Raw genomic sequence first — 17,068 nt, 5'->3', positions numbered from 1 at the left:
TTGCCGAGGCCCGAAGCCGCCCTGCTAGAATCCGCGCCTCGCAACCCTGAAGACAGAACCATGGCTCAGCTCTACAGTGCGCGCAGTCGCGCCATCGAACCCTTCCATGTGATGGCCTTGCTGGCGCGTGCCAACGAGTTGCAGGCAGCCGGTCACGATGTCATCCACCTGGAGATCGGCGAGCCGGACTTCACCACGGCCGAGCCGATCATTCGCGCCGGTCAGGCCGCGCTGGCGGCCGGGCACACCCGCTACACCGCCGCACGAGGCTTGCCGCAACTGCGCGAAGCCATCGCCGGCTTCTATGCCGAGCGCTATCGCCTGACGGTCGATCCGCAGCGTATTCTGGTCACCCCCGGTGGCTCCGGTGCATTGCTGCTGGCCGCCAGTCTGCTGGTCGATCCGGGCAAGCACTGGCTGCTGGCCGACCCGGGCTATCCGTGCAACCGCCACTTTCTGCGCCTGGTCGAAGGCGCCGCGCAATTGGTGCCGGTTGGCCCGGATGTGCGTTACCAACTCACCCCGCAACTGGTCGAGCGGCACTGGGACGAGGACAGTGTCGGCGCGCTGGTGGCTTCACCGGCCAACCCGACCGGCACCTTGCTGCACAAGGATGAGTTGGCGGCGCTGTCGACCTGCCTCAAGCAGCGTGGCGGCCATCTGGTGGTGGACGAGATCTACCACGGCCTGACCTATGGCTGCGATGCGCCCAGCGTGCTGGAAGTCGACGACGATGCCTTCGTGCTCAATAGTTTCTCCAAATATTTCGGCATGACCGGCTGGCGTCTGGGTTGGCTGGTGGCGCCCGAGGCCGCCGTGCCTGAGCTGGAAAAGCTGGCGCAGAACCTCTACATTAGCGCACCGAGCATGGCTCAGTATGCCGCGCTGGCCTGCTTCGAGCCGGCGACGCTGGCGATCCTCGAGGAGCGCCGCCACGAGTTTCAGCGCCGCCGCGATTACCTGCTGCCAGCGCTGCGCGAGCTGGGCTTCGGCATCGCCGTAGAGCCTGAAGGCGCTTTCTATTTATATGCCGATATCAGTGCCTTCGGCGGCGATGCCTTCGCTTTCTGCCGGCATTTCATCGAAACCGAGCACGTGGCCTTCACGCCGGGTCTGGACTTCGGTCGCTACCAGGCCGGGCATCATGTGCGCTTCGCCTATACGCAGAATGTCGAGCGTCTGCAGCAGGCCGTCGAGCGCATCGCCCGTGGCCTGAAAAGCTGGCAGCCCGATGCGCTTTGATCCGCCGCTGGAAGAAGGGCGCCTGCTGCGCCGCTACAAGCGCTTTCTTGCCGATATCGAGACCGCCAGCGGCGAGCAGATGACCATTCACTGCGCCAACACCGGCTCGATGCTCAACTGCATGAGCGAAGGCTGTAGGGTCTGGTTCAGCCGCAGCAACGATCCCAAGCGCAAGCTGCCGGGCAGTTGGGAAATCAGTGAAACGCCGCAGGGGCGTCTGGCCTGCATCAACACCGCGCGGGCCAATGCGCTGGTGGAGGAAGCGTTGCGCGCCGGGCTGATCAGCGAGCTGACCGGTTTCACCGCGCTCAAGCGCGAAGTGCCTTATGGCGTGGAGAACAGCCGCGCCGACTTTCGTCTGGATTACCCGCAAGGGCCGGCCTATGTCGAGGTCAAGAGCGTGACGCTGGGCTTCGATGGCAGCGATGTGGCGGCCTTTCCCGATGCGGTGACGCAGCGCGGCGCCAGGCACCTGCGCGAACTGGCGGCGCTGGCACGGGCCGGCGTGCGCACGGTGCAGCTGTACTGCGTGAACCTCTCCGGTATCCGCGCCGTAAGGGCGGCGGCGGAGATCGACCCGGCATACGCGGCGGTGTTGCGTGATGCCAAGGCTGCCGGAGTCGAGGTGCTGGCCTACGGCGCCGAGCTGAGCCCTGAAGGAATCACCCTGGTTCACCGGCTGGAGGTGTTGACGTAGTGTGTGCTGCGCGCACCCGCTTCTGTTTCGGTAGCACGGTGGGCGCGATGTTGGCGTAGCCCGGATGCAATCCTGGAAGCCAGTTTTCGCCCATCCCCGGATTGCATCCGGGCTACCTGGCTGCAGCGCCTGCGATCCAGATCCCGTGCGCGTCTTCCCTGCATTCCAGTCCCCGCAGCGCCTGCCCTTCGCAAGGCCCGGCCACGCATTCGCCGCTCTCGATGAGAAACAGCGCGCCATGAGTTGCACAGCGGATCAGGCTGCCGCTGTCATCGAGAAAGTCGTCTACCTGCCACTCCAGGGCAACGCCGCGGTGTGGGCAGCGGTTGAGGTAGGCGTATACCTGGCCGCCTCTGCGCACGGCGAACAGGCTCATCTGGTCGATCAGAAAGCCCCGGCTCTGACCTTCGGTCAGCTCGTTCGGGGCACATAGGCGGATCATCGCGTTCTCCGTTTCAGGTGGCGCGATTATCCCGCAGGAAGCAGGAGGGCGCATCCCTGCGCCAAGTGGAACTCAGAACTGCCAGGAGGCCGACACGCGGAAGGTGCGACCTGGCTCACTGTAGTAGTCGACCGGTTGCGGTGTAGTGCGGCCGCCAATGCTGGGCACGTTGAGGGCGTTCCAGTATTTCTTGTCGAACAGGTTGAACAGACCGGCCTGCAACCGGACGCCGTCCAGCGCTGCCGGCTGCCAGTAGCCGGTGAGGTCGACCACGCCGTAGCCGGGGGCCTTGAAGTCGCTGTCGTTCTCGACCTTGTCGCGACGGCGGGCGGCGGTCAGCATCAGATCCGCGCCGTAGTGCTGCTGGGTATAGCTCAGGCCCAGGGTGCCGGTCAGCGGGGCGACCGAGTTCAGGTGCTTTTTGGTTTCGCGATCCTTGCCCACGGCCCAGGCGACCGAAGTCCAGGCCTGCCAGGCGGGGGCGAACTGCCAGTGTGCGGTTCCTTCGGCGCCGTAGATGCGCACCTTGTCGCGGTTTTCCATGACTTCGAAGAAGGTCGGGAATTCGCCAGGCTGGAAGCCGTAATCCTCTTCGTTGGCGGTGATGCTGTCGATGAAGTTCCTGTAGCGGTTGTCGAACAGGCTGATGGCGCCACCCAGATGCCTGTCACCCAGGCGCGCGCCGACTTCGTAGCCGGTGCTTTCCTCGGGTTTGAGGTTGGGGTTGCCGACGCGCGCGTAGCCCATGCCGGAGTTGGTGAAGGTGCTGTACAGCTCGTTGACGTCCGGTGCCTTGAAGCCCTGCGCCCACTGCGCGTAGAGGGTCGCCAGCTCATGCGCCTGCCAGGTCAGCAGCAGGCTGCCGGCCCAGTTGGAGTCCTTGTTCTCGGTGAGCATCACGCTGTCGCCGGGCAGCACGTAACCGCTGGTGCCGCTCCTGGGGTTGTACTCGTAGCGGTCATAGCGCACGCCTGGCGTCAGGGTCAGGGTGTCGCTGAGGGCGATGTCGTCTTTCAGGTAGAGGCCATAGAGGTTGCCTGGCGTTTTCGGCATCTCGGCCTGGTTGGTGTGCAGGTTGATGCAGGAAAAGTAGATGCCGGCCGGCGTGCTGTCCGGGCGCGGCGGGAAGGGCGGCACCAGAACGCTGGGGCAGGCATCGTAGCCGCCGCTGTACTGCTCGGCCTCGATGCGGCTCCACTCCACGCCCAGGGTCAGATTGTGCTGGCCCAGCTGTTTGCCCAGGCTGCTGGTGACACCGTACTGGGTCTTTTCGATCTCGTTATTGCGGCCAAAGGGGCCGGCCAGCGTCCCGGCGCGGGTCGCCTCTACCTCATCCTCGCGCTGCAGCTTCTGCCAGTAAACGATGGTGTCGGCCCAGTCGAGCAGGCTGTCCGCGTCATCGGCGCGGTACTGGTGATCGAAGGACAGGCGCTTGCGCTCGTTGTTCTCGCGTGTGTCGTAGTGCCGAGGGTAGTTGGCGGTGCCCTGGTTGATGCGGCTGTCCATGTCCTCGGTGCGCTCGAACAGTTCGGCGGTCACACCAACGCGGTGCCCGCCGGCGAGCTTCTGCTGAACCTTGAGCAGCATGCTGTGCTGATCGGTATCGCTGGGGTTGGCTTCGGTACGCTGGGTGCCGAGCACATTCTGGGTACCCTGGTTTTCGAGTTGGTGGCCTGTGCGCCCGCCGGCCTGGAGTAGCCAGGCGGTGTCGTTGAAACGCCCGGCCAGAGCGGCATTGAGCCCCCAGCTACGGTCGGCGCTGTCGTAGTCATTCTTGACCAGACCGGCGAACGCGTCCCTATCGCCCAGCAGGTCATCAGGGTTCAGCGTGCGCAGTTGCAGCGCGCCACCCAGGGCGCCGGAGCCGACCTGGCTGGAGTTGGCGCCGCGCACCACATCGATGGCGGACAGGCTCTGGAAGTCGATGCTGTCCAGACCGCCGTTCACTTCGCGCACCGCATCGTTCAGCCAGGGCATGCGGATGCCGTCGACGGTGGTCAGCACGCGGTCGCGATCCAGACCACGGATGTTGATGCTGTTGTTGCTGCGGTTGAAGTTCACCCCGGGCTCGGCGCGGCGCGACAAGTCATCGAAGCTGCGGATCTGGCGGCGTTCCAGGGTCTGCGCATCGGTCTGCGTGGTGGTGGGCAGTGGCTGCTTGGCGGCGGCAGCAGTGACTTCGACGTCGGGCAGCTCGGCCGGCGTAGCGGCCAGAGCCAGTGAAGGGCACAGCAACAGCAGCGCGAGCCAGGGGCGGCGGGCATAGGGCGGGCGAACGAGCATGATGATACTCCTGTGCATGCGTGGCAGTTCTGCGACTGCCTGGTTGGCGACGGCGCAAGACGGTAACCAGAATATTTATCCGATGCAAATAATTCTCAGATAGATTATGGTTCTTCAAAGTTGCACTGCTGTGTCGATACGCGCTCGTGTCGCCGAAGGCGATGATTACCGTTCGTGAGAGAGGAAATTCCGATGAGTACCGCAAACACTCTGGCTGCGCCGGCTGCCGATCTTTACCAGGCCTGGCAGGCGCTACGTGATGAGCAGCCGCGCTTGCGTGCCCGTGAAGCGGCAGCGCAACTGGGCGTCAGCGAGGCCGAGCTGACCGCCAGCCGTCTGGGCATCGATACCCTGCGACTGCGCCCGGACTGGGCCGCACTGCTGCCGGCACTTGGCGGGCTCGGCCGTGTCATGGTGCTGACTCGTAACGAGCATTGCGTGCATGAGCGCAAGGGGCTGTATCGCGAGGTCAGCGTTGCCGCATCCGGGCAGATGGGCCTGGTGGTATCGGCCGATATCGATTTGCGTCTGTTTCTCGGTGGCTGGGCCAGCGTGTTCGCCGTCACCGAGCAAACCGCCAAGGGCACCCAGCGCAGCATCCAGGTGTTCGATCAGCAGGGTGTCGCCGTGCATAAGGTCTACCTGACCGAGCCCAGCGAGCTGGGCGCCTGGCAGCCGCTGATCGAGCGTTTTGCCGGCGAGCAAAGCGCCGAGTTGCAGTTGTTGCCAGCGCCGCCTGCGCCGCTGCGCAAGGCCGATGCCGAGATCGACAGCCAGGCGCTGCGCGCTGGTTGGGCGAAATTGCAGGACACGCACCATTTCTTCACCCTGCTCAAGAAGCATGAGGTGGCCCGCACCCAGGCGTTGCGCCTGGCCGGTGAGCAGTGGGCGCAGCCGCTGGCCACCTCCGAGCTGACGGTGCTGATGGAACAGGCCGCTGCCCGCGAAGTGCCGATCATGGTGTTCGTCGGCAATCGTCACTGCATTCAGATTCACACTGGCCCGGTACGCACGCTGCGCTGGATGGACAGCTGGTTCAACGTGCTCGATCCCGACTTCAATCTGCACCTGCAGACGCGCGGTGTGGTCGAGCTGTGGCGTGTGCGCAAGCCCAGCATCGATGGTGTGATCACCAGCCTGGAGGCCTTCGATGCCGACGGTGAGCTGGTGATCCAGCTGTTCGGCGCGCGCAAGCCGGGCATGGCCGAGCGTGACGATTGGCGCGAACTGGTCGAATCATTGCCCGTGCTGGCCTGAGCGGAGGAGTCCGGAGCATGCGTCTTGCCAATATTCTGGGCGGCCTGGCGGCCGTGCTGTTGTTTCCCCATCTGGTGCTGGCCAGCGAGTCGTTGCCGCAGCGCTGGGTGAGTTCAGGCGGTGCCCTGAGCGAGTGGGTGGTGGTGCTGGGCGGCGAGCGCAAGCTGGTCGGGGTCGATACCACCAGCCGTCATCCTGTGTCGCTGACCCAACTGCCGAGTGTCGGTTACCAGCGTCAACTGGCGGCCGAGGGTATTCTCGCCCTGCGTCCTGACCTGCTGCTCGGCAGCGAAGAAATGGGCCCGCCGCCGGTGCTCGAACAACTGGCAGCCGCGGGTGTGCATATCGAGCGCCTGACGGCGCGCGCCGAGCTGCACAGTCTGCAGGCCAACCTGCAGCGTCTGGGGCAGTTGCTCGGTGATGAAGCAGGCGCCCAACGTGCCTTCGCCGATTACCAGGCGCGTCTGCAGACCCAGCAGCAATGGGTCGAGCAGGCGCAGCGCAGTCAGGAAGCCCCCGGTGTGCTGCTACTACTCGGGCACGCTGGTGGCAGCCCGCTGGTGGGCGGTGCCGATACGGCGGCCGACTGGCTGATCAATCGTGCCGGTGGGCGCAATCTGGCCACTCACAGTGGTTACAAGGCACTCTCCAGTGAGGCGCTGTTGGCGCTCGATCCGCAGGTCGTGGTGGTCGCTGACCGTGCCCTGGAAGGCGACGCCGCGAGGCGGGCTTTGCTGCAGCAGAACCCGGCCCTGGCCGGTACGCGAGCGGCGCGCGAGGGGCGTTTGCTGGCGCTGGATCCGACCCTGCTGGTCGGCGGCCTGGGGCCGCGTGTGCCGGATGGACTGGCGATGCTCGCCGCAGGCTTTTATCCTGCCAGCCAACCCCTGACTGCCGAAGCCAAGCGCGAGCCATGATTCCAACCCTATCGACGCGTCCATTGTTCATCGCGCTGGGCCTGCTGCTGACGCTCGTGCTGTGGTTGTCGCTGGCGCTCGGCCCGGTCAACCTGCCACTGGGCGATACCCTGCGTGCCGCGCTGCGTCTGCTGGGCTTGCCCCTGGCGACGGATGCCGCGGTGCAGCAGGCCGAACTGATCCTGGCGCAAATCCGCATGCCGCGTACGCTGCTCGGCCTTGCCGTGGGCACGGTGCTGGCGCTCTGTGGTGTGGCGATGCAGGGCTTGTTTCGCAACCCATTGGCCGATCCCGGACTGGTCGGTGTTTCCAGTGGTGCTGCGCTGGGTGCTGCGGTGGCCATCGTTGGGGGCGCCGCATTCGGCGGTTTGCCCGAGGCTTTCGCCCCTTATCTGTTGTCGGTATGCGCCTTCGCCGGTGGCTTGCTGGTGACGGCGCTGGTCTACCGCCTGGGACGGCGTGATGGGCAGATCCACGTGGCGACCATGCTGCTGGCAGGGATCGCACTGACCGCACTGGCCGGTGCGGCCATCGGCCTGTTCACCTACCTGGCGGACGATGCGACCCTGCGTACCCTGACGTTCTGGAACCTGGGCAGTCTCAATGGCGCCAGTTATGCACGGCTCTGGCCGCTGTTGCTGGCCACATTGGCTGTAGCGCTGTGGCTGCCAAGACGGGCGCGGGCATTGAATGCCCTGCTGCTCGGCGAGTCGGAGGCGCGTCACCTCGGGTTCGATATCGAGCGAGTCAAACGTGAATTGGTGTTCTGCACCGCGCTGGGTGTCGGTGCAGCAGTGGCTGCCGCGGGTCTGATCGGTTTCATCGGCCTGGTGGTGCCGCACCTGATGCGTTTGCTGGTCGGTCCCGATCATCGCCTGCTGTTGCCGGCGTCAGCACTGGCCGGTGCCAGCCTGTTGCTGCTGGCGGATCTGGTCGCGCGTCTGGTGCTGGCGCCTGCCGAATTGCCGATTGGCATCGTCACGGCGCTGATTGGCGCGCCATTCTTCCTCTATCTGCTGCTGCGAGGACGCCACTGATGTTGCGCGCCGAACAGTTGGACGTCCGTCGCGGGCCTTGTGTGGTGCTCAGTGGTATCGACCTGCAACTGCGTCCCGGTGAAGTGCTGGGCGTGCTGGGGCCCAACGGTGCCGGCAAGAGCACCTTGCTGGCGGCCATGGCCGGCGAGTTGGCGGCCAGCACGGGGCGGGTGACCCTGGAGCAGCGTGCGCTGACTGACTGGCCCGGGCCGGAGCGAGCCAGGCGTCTGGCCGTATTACCGCAGAGTTCCAGTCTGAATTTCGCCTTCCGCGTCGAGGAGGTGGTCGCCATGGGCCGGCTGCCGCATGACAGCGGGCGCGTTCGCGACGCGCAGATCGTGCAGCAGGCGCTGCAGGCGGCCGATGCCGCGCACCTGGCGGGGCGCAGCTATTTGGCATTGTCTGGCGGCGAACGTCAGCGCGTGCACCTGGCACGGGTGCTGGCGCAGCTGTGGCCGGGCGGTGAGGGGCAGACCCTGCTGCTCGATGAGCCGACCTCGATGCTCGATCCCTTGCATCAGCACACCTGTCTGCAAGCGGTTCGCCGTCTGGCAGAATCCGGTGTAGCGGTACTGGTGATTCTTCATGACCTCAACCTGGCTGCGCGCTACTGTGATCGCCTTTTGCTGCTGGAGCGGGGCAGGGCACATGCCCTGGGTTCGCCTGCCGAGGTCTTGCGTGCCGAACCGCTGGAGGCCGTATTCGGTTTGCAAGTGCTGGTGCAGACTCATCCCGAGCGCAGCCATCCCCTGATCATCGCGCGTTGACCCGTGGAGCACTCGATGCGAGTTCTGTTGCTGAGCTGTCTGATGCTGCTGGCCGCCTGCCATGGCCGCGATACGTTGCCGCCCCCGCAACCGCTTGCACCGCTGGGGCATGAGCATGCCGACCTGGGCCGTATCGTCGATCTGGCCACTGGGCAGAACATCAGCCCTGAGCAACTCCTGCGGCGTCTGGCGTCGGCTCAGCGGGTGCTGGTTGGTGAGCAGCACGACAATCCCGATCATCACGCCCAGCAACTCTGGCTCTTGCGTGAGCTGGCATGGCAGCGGCCGCAGGGCAGCGTGCTGATGGAGATGCTCAATCCCGATCAGCAGCACAAGGTCGATCAGGCCCAGGCGGCTGTGCGTGCGGGGCAGGCAATTACCGATCCGTTCGACGCCCTGGCCTGGCAGTCGGGATGGGACTGGTCGCTCTACGGGGCGCTGGTCATGCACCAGTTGCGCCAGCCCTATCCCTTGCTCGCGGCCAATCTGGATCGTGCCGAGATCATGCAGATTTACCGTCAGCGCCCGACGTTGCAGGGCAAGCACTCTAGCGCCAGCGATGTACAAGAGCGCCTGCTGGCGGATATCCGCGAATCGCACTGCGGGCTACTGCCGGACACTCAACTGCCGGCGATGCTCGCCGTGCAGCAGCAGCGTGATCGGCGCATGGCCGAGGCGCTGCTGGCGGCGCCGCAGCCAAGCCTGCTGTTGGCCGGTGCCTTTCATGTGCGCAAGGATCTCGGTGTACCGCTGCACCTGACCGATCTGGGCGCGCGTGCGGGCAGCACGGTACTGATACTGGCCGAAGTCGGCCGTCAGGTCGATGCGTCCATGGCTGACTATGTCTGGTTCACGGCTGCGCTACCTGAACAGGATCACTGCGCCAAACTGCGACCCTAGCCGCCTTTCGCTCGCCCGCCAGGCGCTATCCTCGGCTTTTTGCCGCTTTGGAGCCCGCCCTATGGCCACTGACGTCCACGACCTGCTGCAAGGTTATTTCAACGCGCTCAATGAGCGGGACATTCGTGCCTGTCTGGCCCTGGTCTGCGACGAGCTGATTCTGCAGCCCAATCAGGGGCTCACCGAGCAGGGGCGTGATGCCTTCGCCGGATTTCTCGAGCGGCAGCTGCACTGCTACCGCGAAGTCCTCGAACCCCAGGTGATCCTGGCCGATCCGCAAGGTCGGCATGCCGCCTGCGAGTACCTGGTGAGCGGCGAATACCTGGCCACCGACGATGGACTGCCGGAGGCTTGCGGGCAGCATTATGCAATGCGCGTGGGTGCCTTTTTCGACATCCACGACGGCCTGATCAGCCGTATCGGTCTGCATTTCAATCTGCCGGACTGGCTGGCCCAGATCGACGACTGAGCGTTCCGGTACGGAATGCGGCAGGCCACAGTTTCTTCCAGGCAAAAAAAGACCCGGCAAGAGCCGGGTCAATAACCGTGATTAGCCTGATGAGGAGATAATCTGAAGAGGCCGACTGAATGGTCTCTTTAGCTTATCGGCTGATCTCGCGACCAGTTGAGGTAATAATAACAATTCTCATTTCATAGTCAACGCCTTTTTGAGAATTTCTCTCAGAAGGCTTCAGGCCCGGAAAAAACAACCCCGGCACGGGGCCGGGGTTGTTTCAGAGTTGCGTTTATCCTGGCAGGCGCAGCTGGGTGACTTCCTTGTTCAGCAGGTCGATGCGGCGGGCCATGCTTTCGATCAGGCTGTGTGCGATACGTGGGTTGCTCTGCATCAGGCTGAGGAACTGTTCCTTGGGTATCACCATCACCGTGCAGGGTTCGCTGGCGATCACCGTGGCGCTGCGTTTCTCGCGGGTGAATACCGCCATGGCGCCAAAGATTTCATCTTTCTGCACGTCGCCGACCTTTTGCCCGTCGACCTGGGCTTCGGCATGGCCTTCGATGATGATGAACACGTGGTCGGCTTCATCGCCCTGGTGAATCAGTTCCTCGCCAGCGGCGAAATGCTGGAAGCCGGTGGCCGGGCGGATCTCCGGCTGTTTCAGGCGGGCCAGCGCATCGGACAGCAGGGCCGTATGGCCGATCAGGTAGTGGATGAACTGTTCCTGGCGTTGCTCGTCGGCATAGATATGTTGGAACACCTCGGTGCGCGAGTAGGGCACCAGGCTGATAGGCTCTTCACTGCTGTAGCGGCAGGTGGGCAGATCGATCCCCTGGCGCAGGCCGACCAGATCACCTTCCTGCAGATAGAACAGCGGACGCTCATCGACCAGAGCGTGCAGCAGGCCATTCTCGATGATGAACAGCTGGTTGCCCGGCAAGACCTTGGCCAGGTCATCGACACGCTCAAGTTGCAGCGGCTCTCCGGCAGGCTGCAGCCCTTCCAGCAGGCGAGTGGGGATGCTCTGCAGGCGATTGATCAACTGATCGGCATAAGCCGGTTGCTCCCCGAGTAAATACATAACCGTAATTCCTTGAACTGGCTGGGCTGGCTGGGCACACGAAGATCCCTGAAACAATATGCTGCGCGGCCCGGCGAGTAAATCACCTTGCGCTGGTGTTGTGAGCTAGCTCTTGTTGTGATTTTGGGCAGCATCGAGCTGACCATTCAATTCGGCCTTGAGTGCCGGCGGCAATTCATTCCAGTGCACATCGAGCAACGCCCCCTCGATGGCATACAGCAGCACCTTGGAGGCGCGAAAACCACGGGCCTTGACTGCCCGGTAGGCGCTGACGGCACCATGCCGGCGCAGATCGCTGGCGCTGTGAATGCCTACGGCATGCAGCCACTGCGCCGAGGTTTTGCCCAGGTTCTTCAAATGTTGCAGTTCGTCGTTCATCGGGCCTCCCTGCGTGTGAGCGAAAGATTCACGGTGGCGTGCCTGGCAAAGTGTAGCGGTCAAATATCTAAGCGCTGCTGTGGTGCGTGAGGCGTTATTTGGTGCGATAGCGCAGGCGCGTGCCGAAATTTACGGACATGAGAATTTCGTCAGCGGTCAGCTCGACGGGAAAGTAGGCGCCGGAGATCTGCGCATGGGCCAGGCTGGCGCCTTCGATCCGGGCGTTGCGAAAGTCCAGGCCGCGCAGGTCGGCACCACGAAAATAGGCGTCGGTGAAGTTGACGGCATCGGTGTCCATGTTGCGCAGGTCGAGCCCGCGAAAGTCGCCGCCGGAGAGATCGACTTCGACATCCTTTGGCTTGCGTGCATTGAAGCCTTTGACATCGTCGTTGTGCAGGAGGTGGTAGAGCGGATGATCAAGCTGACGTGGCTGGCTCATGGCAGATACCGGTGATGGTCTCACCGGGAGTATAGAAGGCCTGCCGGGGTTTGCCCGGCAGGTGCTGGTCAGCGGTAGGCCGTGGCTCAGACTCCAGGCAGGCGCTGGCGAATGCGCTCGACCAGGCTGTCGAGGCTGGCGCTGTCATGGGTGTCAACGCGTTTGCTGTGGCTCAGTTCCTGTTCATCGAGTGGTTCGCGGCTGGCGTGTTGAGCCTGGATCACCTCCAGCGTCGCATCCGATGGATCCTGGCCTTCGCTCTGGCGCTGCGCCAGCCAACTGGCGATCACCGCCTCTGGCGCATGGCAGTCGAGGATCAGCAGGGGCACGCCGGTTTTCTCGGCCACTTCGCTGGCGGCCAGGCGCTGCGCAGCCTTGAGGTAGGTGGCATCGATCACCACGGGGAAGCCGGCCTGCAATACCTGGCGCGCGAGCTGATGCAGACGCAGGTAGGTGGCCTGGCTGGCCTCGGTGCTGTAGATGCCCGCAGTCAGTTGATCCCGGGTTTCGGCGCTCTGTTCGCCGAACAGGCGCTTGCGCTCGACGTCGGAGCGCAGGCGGATGGTGCCCAGCGCTTCGACCAGACGCATGGCGACGTGGCTTTTACCGACGGCAGAAACACCGTGGGTGATGGCCAGGAAGGGCGAGGGAATGGCGCTGTAGCTTTCCGCCAGAGCGGCATAGCTGCGGTACTGGCGCAGAATCACCGCGCGTTGCACCGAGCTCTCTTCCTGGCCCAGGCGGAACAGTGCGACCTTGCCACGTACCATGGCGCGGTAGGCCTTGTAGAAATTCAGCAGTTGCAGGGCCGCATAGTCACCGGTGCGTTCCAGCCAGCCGCTGATGAAACGATGCGCCAGGCACTTGAGGCCACGGTCTTCGAGGTCCATGGCCAGGAAGGCGATGTCGGCGGTCACGTCGGTCAGGCGAAAGGGCTCATTGAACTCGATGCAATCGAACAGCACCACGCGGCCATCGATCTGGGCGGCATTGCCCAGGTGGATATCGCCATGGCATTCACGGATGAAACCCTGTGCCTTGCGTTCGTTCAGCAGCGGCTGCAAGCGCTCGTAGCTAGATTGTGCCCAGGCTTCGAGGGCGTCGAGTTGCTGCAGGTCGGCAGCCTCGCTGAGCATCGGACGAATCTGCTCGAAATTCTGCTGCACCGGGGCCATGACCGCTTCAGCGCTGCCCAGCTCGTGCGTCTGCGGCACCTTGGGGGCGTTGAGGTGAAAGGTGGCGATCTGCTCGGCAAGCGCATCGATATGCGCATCGTTCAGCTCGCCGCGAGCCTGAATGGCGCTGAGCAATTGCTCCTGCGGGAACTGGCGCATTTTCAGGGCGTATTCGATGGCGGGCGTGCTGCCGTCGAGGCTGGGCGCGTCCTCGCTGCCGCCTATCGGCAACACCTGCAGATACAAATCCTGGGTCAGGCGCTGGTTCAGGCGCAGCTCTTCTTCGCAAAAATGACGACGTGCGTCGAGCTCGGTGAAGTCGAGGAAACCGAAATTGACCGGTTTCTTGATCTTGTAGGCGTAGGGGCCAGTGAGCAAAACCCAGGAAATGTGGGTCTCAATGACCTGAAACCCCTCCACAGGATGCGGATACAGGGCCGGGTTCTGCAATGCGGCAATCAGGGCTTGGCTCACGTTCGATCCTTGTTCTAGACGCTGTTCGAGCTGTGCATTATGGCCGCTGTGAGCTGCTCTGCAAACCATTCGGGCGGCCTGCTGGCGCCCATTTAAAGTGCGTATAATCCCGCCATGACTCGAAAACGCTCCCCTCGCTCAAACAAAAAATCCCGCTCCTCCGGCATGCGTCCCTGGCTTGCCTGGGGGCTCAAGCTCGGTCTTGTCGGTCTGGTAATCCTGGCTGGCTTCGCCATTTATCTCGACGCCGTGGTGCAGGAGAAGTTTTCCGGCAAGCGCTGGACCGTACCTGCCAAGGTCTACGCCAGGCCGCTGGAACTGTTCGTGGGCCAGAAACTGGCCAAGGATGATTTCCTGCGTGAACTCGATGCGCTGGGTTACCGCCGCGAAAGTGTGGTGAATGGACCGGGGGCAGTGTCCGTGGCCGGTAACACGATCGAGTTGCACAGTCGCGGCTTTCAGTTCTACGAGGGGGCTGAGCCAGCGCAGAGGGTGCGTGTGCGTTTCTCCGGTGACTACGTCGCTGGTCTGACCCAGGCCAATGGCAGCAACCTGGCCGTGGCGAGGTTGGAACCGGTGTTGATCGGTGGACTTTATCCGGCGCATCAGGAAGACCGCATCCTGATCAAGCTGGATCAGGTGCCGGCCTATCTGATCGAAGCGCTGGTGGCGGTCGAGGACCGTGACTACTTCGATCACTTTGGCGTGTCGCCCAAGGGCATCGCCCGTGCCATGTGGGTCAATGCCACGTCCGGGCGTCTGGTACAGGGCGGCAGTACCCTGACCCAGCAGTTGGTGAAGAACTTCTACCTGACCAACGAACGCACCCTGGCGCGCAAAGCCACGGAAGCGATGATGGCGGTACTGCTGGAGTTGCACTACGACAAGCGCGAGATTCTCGAGGCCTACATGAACGAGGTGTTCCTCGGTCAGGATGGGCAGCGCGCCATACATGGCTTCGGTCTGGCCAGTCAGTACTTCTTCAGTCAGCCGGTTTCCGAGCTGAAGCTCGAGCAGGTTGCGCTGCTGGTGGGGATGGTCAAGGGGCCGACCTTTTTCAATCCACGGCGCAATCCCGAACGTGCCTTGGCGCGGCGTAACCTGGTCATCGACCTGCTCGCCGAACAGGGTTCGATCACTGCTGACGAGGCCGCGGCGGCCAAGCAAAAGCCATTGGGCGTGACTTCGCGCGGCAGCATGGCCGACAGCTCGTTCCCGGCATTTCTGGATCTGGTCAAGCGTCAGTTGCGCGAAGACTATCGCGATCAGGATCTGACGGAAGAAGGCCTGCGTATCTTCACCAGCCTGGATCCGATTCTGCAGCTCAAGGCCGAAGAGGCTCTGGCCGAAACCCTCAAGCGCCTGGCCGGGCGCAAGGGCGTGGACGAGGTGCAGGCCGGGATGGTGGTGACCAACCCCGAGACGGGTGAGATCCAGGCCTTGATTGGCAGCCGTCAGCCGCGTTTCGCCGGTTTCAACCGAGCGCTGGACGCCGTGCGGCCGATTGGTTCGCTGATCAAGCCGGCGATCTACCTGTCGGCGCTGGAGCGTCCCAGCCAGTACACCCTGACCAGTTGGCTGGAGGATGAACCCTTCTCCATCAAGGGGCAGGACGGCCAGGTCTGGACTCCGCAGAACTATGACCGTAAGGCGCACGGCACCATCTACCTGTATCAGGGGTTGGCGCAGTCCTACAACCTGTCCACGGCCAAGCTCGGCCTGGAAATCGGCGTGCCCAATGTGCTCAAGACCCTGGAACGACTCGGGGTCGAGCGTCAGTGGCCGGCCTACCCGTCGATGCTGCTCGGTGCAGGGGCGCTGACGCCGATGGAGGTGGCCGGCATGTACCAGACTCTGGCCAATGGCGGCTTCAACACGCCGTTGCGCGGCATTCGCAGCGTACTGACCGCCGATGGTGAACCACTCGGGCGTTATCCATTCAAGATCCAGCAACGCTTCGATCCGGGTGCCATTTACCTGGTGCAGAACGCCATGCAGCGCACCATGCGTGAAGGTACGGGGCGTTCGGTGTACAGCCAACTGCCCAGCTCGCTGAACCTGGCGGGCAAGACCGGCACCAGTAACGACTCGCGTGACAGCTGGTTCGCCGGTTTCAGTCAGGACCTGCTGTCAGTGGTATGGCTGGGCCGCGACGATAACGGCCCGACCCCGCTGACCGGCGCGACCGGGGCGTTGCAGATCTGGACCAGCTTCATGCGCAAGGCAGACCCGCTGCCCCTGGACATGCCGATGCCGGATAACGTCACCCTGGCCTGGATCGATCGCCAGACCGGCTTGGGCTCGGCTTCGGGCTGCCCGAATGCAGTGCAGATGCCTTATATTCGCGGCAGCGAACCCGCCCCGGGCTCCGCGTGCGGTATCCAGGCTCCGGTCGAGTCCGTGATGGACTGGGTCAAGGGTTGGTTGGAATGACGGCCGGGTGGTGCATCCCGGTGTTACCTGAAGAGGATTGGATGTGAACAAGAAGTGGCTTGCCACACTGCTGGCAACGGCAGCTCTCAGTGGTTGCAGTACCGTACCGCAGGGCTCGATTCCGGTGATCGACGCCGGCGCTCCGCTGTCGTCGGGCGGTTCTGGCGCTGCGTCCAGCGCGAGCCCTGCAGCGGCGCCGCAACGTATCGAGGAAGACTCCGGGGTGGTGGTGATGGTGCCGCAGGGTGCGGTCTCTACCCCTTTGCAGACCGATGTGCAGCCGATTACCTCGAGTGGTGGCCTGACGTTCGATCCGCCCGTCAGCAGCCAGCCTGCCGTGCCCAGTCAGGGTAGCTTCGGTGCGTCGGCACCGAGCATGCCCAGTGGTATTCCCAGTGGCGGTGGCCTGGCGGCCGATGAGCAACTGGACGGTCCGGTGCTGGCTCTGCTGACCACTGCTCAGCAGCAGCAGGGCGGTGGCGATCTCAATGGTGCGGCCTCCAGTCTCGAACGCGCCCAGCGTATCGCCCCGCGCGAGCCGCAGGTGCTTTATCGTCTGGCTGAAGTCCGTATGGCTCAGGGCGATGCCGCGCAGGCCGAGCAACTGGCGCGCCGTGGTCTGACTCACGCCAGTGGCCGCCCGGCACTGCAGGCCAGCCTGTGGGATCTGATTGCCCGTGCGCGCGAGCGTCAGGGCGATTCTGCGGGCGCCGCTCAGGCTCGTGAGCGCGCCCGAGTCAATCTCTGATGGACGCTCGTGTGAGCATGCTGGCCGAACACCTGCTGCTGATCGAGCGTGAGTTGCGCCTGCTGGGCTGGTGGCAGGATGAGGCGCCGAGCGCCGAGGCGCTGGCCAGTCCTGAGCCGTTCTGCGTGGATACGCTGACCTTCGAGCAGTGGCTGCAGTGGATTTTTCTGCCGCGTATGAAGGTGCTGCTGGAAAGCGGCGCTGCACTGCCGTCGGTATCGGGTATCCAGGCGATGGGTGAGATGGTCTATCGGCAGCAGCCAGGCATTGCGCGCCGGCTGCTGGAGCTGCTGGGCGAATTCGATCGCCTGCTCACGCGCACGCCTTGAGGTCGTGCGCGT

General features: G+C 63.9%; 17 protein-coding genes. 11 read left to right on the top strand and 6 right to left on the bottom strand.

What is annotated here, in order from left to right:
* Positions 1-60: 60 nt before the first annotated feature.
* Complete coding sequence (locus tag J7655_RS16520; RefSeq protein ID WP_230925361.1) at positions 61-1,242, top strand: pyridoxal phosphate-dependent aminotransferase; 1,182 nt, start codon at positions 61-63, stop codon at positions 1,240-1,242.
* A complete protein-coding gene (gene sfsA, locus J7655_RS16515) occupies positions 1,232-1,939 on the top strand; it encodes a DNA/RNA nuclease SfsA (protein WP_230925360.1) in 708 nt (235 codons plus the stop codon). The genes J7655_RS16520 and sfsA overlap by 11 nt, the downstream gene beginning before the upstream one ends.
* A 112-nt stretch (positions 1,940-2,051) precedes the next feature.
* Here the strand turns inward: sfsA and J7655_RS16510 are convergent, their stop codons facing one another.
* Together J7655_RS16510 and J7655_RS16505 are read right to left on the bottom strand one after the other, a co-directional pair.
* Positions 2,052-2,381 carry a Rieske (2Fe-2S) protein gene (locus J7655_RS16510; RefSeq protein WP_230925359.1) on the bottom strand — a complete coding sequence of 110 codons (330 nt, stop codon included), beginning with the start codon at positions 2,379-2,381 and terminating at the stop codon, positions 2,052-2,054.
* 72 nt (positions 2,382-2,453) lie between these two features.
* Positions 2,454-4,664 carry a TonB-dependent hemoglobin/transferrin/lactoferrin family receptor gene (locus J7655_RS16505; protein ID WP_230925358.1) on the bottom strand — a complete coding sequence of 737 codons (2,211 nt, stop codon included), beginning with the start codon at positions 4,662-4,664 and terminating at the stop codon, positions 2,454-2,456.
* 192 nt (positions 4,665-4,856) lie between these two features.
* On the opposite strand from J7655_RS16505, the gene J7655_RS16500 reads away from it, so the two are divergent.
* From J7655_RS16500 to J7655_RS16475, 6 genes are all read left to right on the top strand, one after another.
* Positions 4,857-5,921, top strand: coding sequence for a hemin-degrading factor (locus tag J7655_RS16500; RefSeq protein WP_230925357.1), 1,065 nt, complete (start codon positions 4,857-4,859; stop codon positions 5,919-5,921).
* 17 nt (positions 5,922-5,938) lie between these two features.
* Positions 5,939-6,838 carry a heme/hemin ABC transporter substrate-binding protein gene (locus J7655_RS16495; protein WP_230925356.1) on the top strand — a complete coding sequence of 300 codons (900 nt, stop codon included), beginning with the start codon at positions 5,939-5,941 and terminating at the stop codon, positions 6,836-6,838.
* Positions 6,835-7,875 (top strand): FecCD family ABC transporter permease, encoded by a 1,041-nt coding sequence (locus tag J7655_RS16490; RefSeq protein WP_230925355.1) that lies wholly within the window; start codon positions 6,835-6,837, stop codon positions 7,873-7,875. The genes J7655_RS16495 and J7655_RS16490 overlap by 4 nt, the downstream gene beginning before the upstream one ends.
* A complete protein-coding gene (locus tag J7655_RS16485) occupies positions 7,875-8,642 on the top strand; it encodes a heme ABC transporter ATP-binding protein (RefSeq protein ID WP_230925354.1) in 768 nt (255 codons plus the stop codon). The genes J7655_RS16490 and J7655_RS16485 overlap by 1 nt, the downstream gene beginning before the upstream one ends.
* A gap of 15 nt (positions 8,643-8,657) precedes the next feature.
* Positions 8,658-9,542: a ChaN family lipoprotein gene (locus J7655_RS16480; protein WP_230925353.1), complete on the top strand. Its 885-nt coding sequence runs from the start codon at positions 8,658-8,660 to the stop codon at positions 9,540-9,542.
* Positions 9,543-9,603: 61 nt separating this feature from the next.
* Positions 9,604-10,011 carry a nuclear transport factor 2 family protein gene (locus J7655_RS16475; protein ID WP_230925352.1) on the top strand — a complete coding sequence of 136 codons (408 nt, stop codon included), beginning with the start codon at positions 9,604-9,606 and terminating at the stop codon, positions 10,009-10,011.
* A gap of 277 nt (positions 10,012-10,288) precedes the next feature.
* Here the strand turns inward: J7655_RS16475 and J7655_RS16470 are convergent, their stop codons facing one another.
* The 4 genes from J7655_RS16470 to J7655_RS16455 all read right to left on the bottom strand — a co-directional run bounded on the left by J7655_RS16470 (position 10,289) and on the right by J7655_RS16455 (position 13,546).
* Complete coding sequence (locus tag J7655_RS16470; RefSeq protein WP_230925351.1) at positions 10,289-11,080, bottom strand: cyclic nucleotide-binding domain-containing protein; 792 nt, start codon at positions 11,078-11,080, stop codon at positions 10,289-10,291.
* 105 nt (positions 11,081-11,185) lie between these two features.
* The gene (locus J7655_RS16465) at positions 11,186-11,458 is read right to left on the bottom strand and encodes a TfoX/Sxy family protein (RefSeq protein WP_003462840.1); all 273 of its coding nucleotides are present in this window, start codon (positions 11,456-11,458) and stop codon (positions 11,186-11,188) included.
* A 94-nt stretch (positions 11,459-11,552) separates the two neighbouring features.
* Positions 11,553-11,897: a pentapeptide repeat-containing protein gene (locus tag J7655_RS16460; protein WP_125874448.1), complete on the bottom strand. Its 345-nt coding sequence runs from the start codon at positions 11,895-11,897 to the stop codon at positions 11,553-11,555.
* A gap of 86 nt (positions 11,898-11,983) precedes the next feature.
* A complete protein-coding gene (locus tag J7655_RS16455; RefSeq protein ID WP_230925350.1) occupies positions 11,984-13,546 on the bottom strand; it encodes a bifunctional aminoglycoside phosphotransferase/ATP-binding protein in 1,563 nt (520 codons plus the stop codon).
* A 114-nt stretch (positions 13,547-13,660) separates the two neighbouring features.
* Here J7655_RS16455 and mrcB point away from each other — a divergent pair, with 114 nt between their 5' ends.
* From mrcB to J7655_RS16440, 3 genes are read left to right on the top strand one after another with little or no spacing between them, the layout of a single operon-like run.
* Entirely contained in the window at positions 13,661-15,979 is a 2,319-nt protein-coding gene (mrcB, locus tag J7655_RS16450) for a penicillin-binding protein 1B (protein WP_230925349.1), read from the top strand.
* A 43-nt stretch (positions 15,980-16,022) separates the two neighbouring features.
* Positions 16,023-16,727 (top strand): tetratricopeptide repeat protein, encoded by a 705-nt coding sequence (locus J7655_RS16445; RefSeq protein ID WP_230925348.1) that lies wholly within the window; start codon positions 16,023-16,025, stop codon positions 16,725-16,727.
* Complete coding sequence (locus tag J7655_RS16440; protein WP_147812008.1) at positions 16,727-17,056, top strand: YqcC family protein; 330 nt, start codon at positions 16,727-16,729, stop codon at positions 17,054-17,056. The genes J7655_RS16445 and J7655_RS16440 overlap by 1 nt, the downstream gene beginning before the upstream one ends.
* Positions 17,057-17,068 lie beyond the last annotated feature (12 nt).

The sequence above is a fragment of the Pseudomonas wenzhouensis genome (assembly GCF_021029445.1).
Taxonomy (GTDB): Bacteria; Pseudomonadota; Gammaproteobacteria; order Pseudomonadales; family Pseudomonadaceae; genus Aquipseudomonas; species Aquipseudomonas wenzhouensis.
Note: the sequence above shows the minus strand (reverse complement) of the source record. Positions and strands in the feature narration are given on the sequence as shown.

Excerpts from the sequence above, each read along its gene's own strand:
- J7655_RS16465 (WP_003462840.1), bottom strand. The coding sequence starts at position 11,458 with ATGAACGACGAACTGCAACATTTGAAGAACCTGGGCAAAACCTCGGCG.
- J7655_RS16470 (WP_230925351.1), bottom strand. The coding sequence starts at position 11,080 with ATGTATTTACTCGGGGAGCAACCGGCTTATGCCGATCAGTTGATCAAT.
- J7655_RS16460 (WP_125874448.1), bottom strand. The coding sequence starts at position 11,897 with ATGAGCCAGCCACGTCAGCTTGATCATCCGCTCTACCACCTCCTGCAC.
- J7655_RS16490 (WP_230925355.1), top strand. The coding sequence starts at position 6,835 with ATGATTCCAACCCTATCGACGCGTCCATTGTTCATCGCGCTGGGCCTG.
- J7655_RS16485 (WP_230925354.1), top strand. The coding sequence starts at position 7,875 with ATGTTGCGCGCCGAACAGTTGGACGTCCGTCGCGGGCCTTGTGTGGTG.
- J7655_RS16480 (WP_230925353.1), top strand. The coding sequence starts at position 8,658 with ATGCGAGTTCTGTTGCTGAGCTGTCTGATGCTGCTGGCCGCCTGCCAT.
- J7655_RS16495 (WP_230925356.1), top strand. The coding sequence starts at position 5,939 with ATGCGTCTTGCCAATATTCTGGGCGGCCTGGCGGCCGTGCTGTTGTTT.
- J7655_RS16475 (WP_230925352.1), top strand. The coding sequence starts at position 9,604 with ATGGCCACTGACGTCCACGACCTGCTGCAAGGTTATTTCAACGCGCTC.
- J7655_RS16505 (WP_230925358.1), bottom strand. The coding sequence starts at position 4,664 with ATGCTCGTTCGCCCGCCCTATGCCCGCCGCCCCTGGCTCGCGCTGCTG.
- J7655_RS16440 (WP_147812008.1), top strand. The coding sequence starts at position 16,727 with ATGGACGCTCGTGTGAGCATGCTGGCCGAACACCTGCTGCTGATCGAG.
- J7655_RS16510 (WP_230925359.1), bottom strand. The coding sequence starts at position 2,381 with ATGATCCGCCTATGTGCCCCGAACGAGCTGACCGAAGGTCAGAGCCGG.
- sfsA (WP_230925360.1), top strand. The coding sequence starts at position 1,232 with ATGCGCTTTGATCCGCCGCTGGAAGAAGGGCGCCTGCTGCGCCGCTAC.
- J7655_RS16500 (WP_230925357.1), top strand. The coding sequence starts at position 4,857 with ATGAGTACCGCAAACACTCTGGCTGCGCCGGCTGCCGATCTTTACCAG.
- mrcB (WP_230925349.1), top strand. The coding sequence starts at position 13,661 with ATGACTCGAAAACGCTCCCCTCGCTCAAACAAAAAATCCCGCTCCTCC.
- J7655_RS16520 (WP_230925361.1), top strand. The coding sequence starts at position 61 with ATGGCTCAGCTCTACAGTGCGCGCAGTCGCGCCATCGAACCCTTCCAT.